We start from the raw sequence: 3,961 nt of genomic DNA, 5'->3' as shown, positions 1-3,961 counted from the left end.
GCTTTCAGTTGTTGATTAGAGTCAGCTAGTTGGGCGGTGCGTTCTTCTACTTTTTTTTCTAGGGTGTGGGAATAGTCTTCTAATTGGCGATACAATAAGGAATTTTCTAAGGAAATTGCTGCTTGAGAAGTCAGCAGATTTAACACTTCTAATCGGTCTGGTGTAAAGGCTCCTGGAGTGAGATTATTTTCTAGATAAAGAATACCGACCAACTTGCACTGGTTTAAGATCGGACTACAGAGGACAGATTTGGGCTGATGGGTCTGTAGGTAAGGGTCGTTAGCAAAGTTAGACTCAGCACCGGCATCATTGAGAACTAAATTCTCACCAGTACGAGCCACATAGTTAATCAGGGCTTTGGGTAATTGGTCACTGGTGGCGACTGGGATTGACTGCAAGCGAGTCTGGTCAACTGCCTCAACATCTTTAGTGGCTTCTATGAACAGTTGATGATCTCGTTGTAAAATTAAACAACCAAACTGCGCTCCAGCATTCTCTACTACAATTTCCATCAACTTATTGAGCAACTGAGCTAGGACGATTTCCCCAGAAATAGCTTGAGATGCTTTGACTACTGTGTTTAAATCCAGTATCAGGTCTGACCTAGTGCTGTTGGTAGTAGTATTGCTAATGGTTTGGGTTAAAGACAAAGAAGACTGCTGAGTTCTGTTAACCAGTAAGTCGGGATACTTCTGTTCCAAATCTTCGACTTTACGTGTTGCCCCCCAAAGCTGATAGTTATAGTGAGCTTTATGGAGGTAAAGTTGAGCAATGTCTGATTTGCCTCGGCTTAACCAAAATTTAGCGGCTAATTCATTAGCTAGGGCTTGATTCTGGATAAACCCATGGTCGTCAGCGGATGCGATCGCTTGGTCATATAAGTCCATTGCCTCTAGCTGACCAGATAAACGAGCCATCTCTGCTGCTACCAGCAGATAGTTATGCTGGAAGTTCTCAGGACAGTTATCTGCCCAACGTTTCATTTGTTCTTGGTTGGTTAACAGCTGCTGCCAATAGTGCTTTTTATCAACCTCTGAAGCAGAGGGGTAGAGACTAGCTAAAGTCAGGGATTCGTAGAAATTTTTGATAGCCACCTGAAACTTATTAGTGAGCACACCAATACGTTTTTCGGCTTTTTCTGAATAATCAAGGGATTGACGTGGTTGGTCATACCAATAAAAAAGTATGGATTTGAGGATGTAATAGTGGCAAAGGGCATAGTCAGCATCATGAGAGTGGCAATTTTCTAGATACTGGGATTCGGTGAGGTCTTCGATATCAAAGGAAAATCTATCGCTAGTTTTTCCCAAAAGGTTGTACAGAGCAAGCTTTAACGCCAAAATTGAATCTTCTGATAAACAATGATTAGTTTTTTGAGCTAATCTTAAGTAATCAGGTAATTCCTCTATAATTTTTGATAAGTTTTTTCCCCAATAAAATGGATTCAATAATTTATAGATCACTATATAACCGAGAAATATAATGTTTCCCGAAGCTAAAGCGGTCTGTAGTCCCTCATCTAAAATTTGATCCGATTCTTTTAAGGGATTCACCCAAGGAAATACATTATTGCCAAATATATAACAAGTCTCAGCTACCTTATCTAATTGGTTAAATCTCTTACTCAAATTGAGACCAAGCAAACCTAATTGATAGCCTAATTGATAATCCCCTAACTCCGTACCGACCAACATTCCGTAAGCTAGAAACCCATAGGCTGATTCAGCCACCATCCCATATTGGCAAGACAGCTCGACAAGTTTACACGCTAACCACCAAAAATAGAATTGGTTTTCCTTGGTAGTATAACAAGGATTTAGCAGCAAATTCAATAACTTAATTATCCTCTGTTGAGTCAAGTCCTTCACCTCTGGTTCATGCAGGAGCACACTGATGGCTTGACCCTGAGTTTTGTGGTTAATTTGCTGTCTAGCACTTTCTAAGTAGACTGATATAGTCTGTAGCTGGTCTGGTTCTGGCCAATCTATTCCTAACAGACCGAGAGCTTGTTTACCAATTTCAATTGCCCTATACTCCTGGGATATCATGGTGTGGTGTCGAATGCTTAACCAATAAATATCTGCCTTGTCTACTACAGACTCTATTCGAGATAGGAGCAAGTTAATTAATCTGTCTGCCTCCTCGAAATTACTATCCAATTGCTCGGTCTCTACCAGTTGCTTATGCAAACCATAGGTAACAGAGTAGTGAGTTTCCCAAGCATTATCCTCAAGATACGCGATGCCTAGTTTAAAATAGTCTTTGGCTGCTCGATAAGCGATATTTTCCTTAGCTTTTTTTCCGGCTTCTAAGTTCAACTGAGCCAAATCCGTTTTTTCTGTGGGATCTGCAATCGCATCTTGAGCTACGTTAAGATGATTGACCAGTTCAAACACCCTTTCTTCGCGCTCCGTATCTGAGAGATTAGTGCGCAAAAGCCGTCCAATCCTCAGATGAACTTTCGTTTTATCCTCCTGATTGATTAACCCATAGGCCGCTTGTTGTACTCGGTCATGGAGAAATTTAAAATTGAGAATGACTAGTTGAGACTCGATGATTTCTTCATCACTAGTTTTCAGCTCAGATGTTGGTAACACGAATCCTTCTTGTATAGCACTCAGTAAATCCTTAAAGGTATCTGTTAAGGACTTTTCATCGACAATTGACAAAGTAGTGAGGTGAAAATAATTTCCTATACAAGCAGCTAGTTGCAACACCTTCTGGGTAGCAGCTGGTAGTTTTTTGAGCTTCCTGAGCATCAACTCTACCACATTATCAGTAATCCCTACCGCCTTAATTTCAGAAATATCCCACTGCCATCGAGCTTGATGTCCATCTTTAGGAGCCTTAAACCTTACTAGATTTTCCGCGTAAAGTGTTTGGAGAAACTGATTGACAAATAAAGGATTACCAGCGGTTTTATTCACCACCAATTTGGCTAATGGTATCACTGACTCTGGCTGAGTTTGTAAGGTATCAGCAATTAGTTGATTGATCTGGTTTTCTTGTAAAGGAGCTAAGGTAATTTGCTCAAAGGTAACGCCCAATTCCTCCAGCTTATCTAGGGTTAGCATCAACGGATGAGTGGCGTTGACCTCGTTATCCCGATAAGCACCAATTAACAATAAGTACTCGGTTTCTTCATTAGTCATGATTAGCTCAATCAACTTCAGTGTAGCGGTATCTGCCCACTGAAGATCATCAAGGAAAATGACTAGGGGATGCTCCTGAGCACAAAAGAGTTTGATAAAGTTCTGAAAAACTAAATTAAAGCGGTTTTGACTCTCAGTAGGGGGAAGAGTTGCTACGGCGGGCTGTTTGCCAATAATTAGTTCTACTTCAGGAATCACATCAATGATCACCTGTCCATTGGGATTGAGTACTGCTAGGAGTTTTTCTCGCCACTGGTTGAGTTGCTCTTCTGGTTCACTGAGCAGTTGTTGCACTAAACTAGAAAAGGCACTGACAATAGCAGAGTAGGGGATATTGCGCTGAAATTGGTCAAATTTTCCGGAAATAAAGTGTCCTCGTTGCCTAGTGATCGGTTTGTAAATTTCCCGTACCAGTGCTGATTTACCAATGCCAGAATAACCACTGACTAGCATCATTTCAGTTCGAGACCGGGGATTGCTTAAATTTTGGACTGGTTTGGAGCTGAAGTTAGATGTTCGATGTTCTTGGTTCTTGGTAGTGGCGATCGCAGCAACTCGCTCAAAGGCAGCTAGCAGCATCTGGACTTCTTGCTCTCTACCATAGAGTTTCTGGGGAATGTGAAAGGTTTCTGAAATGTCTTGAGTACCTAGGGGAAATGGTGGGATGTTGCCAGTGGTCTGTAACTGGTTCAAGCATTTTTCTAAATCTGCTTTGATGCCCCAAGCACTTTGATAACGCTCCTCAGCGGTTTTTGCCATTAATTTTAGGACAATATCTGACAACAGTTGAGGAATCTGTGGAGAGGTTA

Annotated in this window: 1 protein-coding gene; it reads right to left on the bottom strand. The window is 41.3% G+C overall.

The features are described from left to right. The coding region (locus AC4II3_RS31795; RefSeq protein WP_490723023.1) for an ATP-binding protein at positions 1-3,911 on the bottom strand (3,911 nt) is incomplete at its 3' end. Between the last annotated feature and the right edge of the window lie 50 nt (positions 3,912-3,961).

Source organism: Moorena sp. (assembly GCF_982860115.1).
The sequence above is the reverse complement of the archived record's forward strand: the minus strand, read 5'-3'. Positions and strand labels throughout refer to the sequence as shown.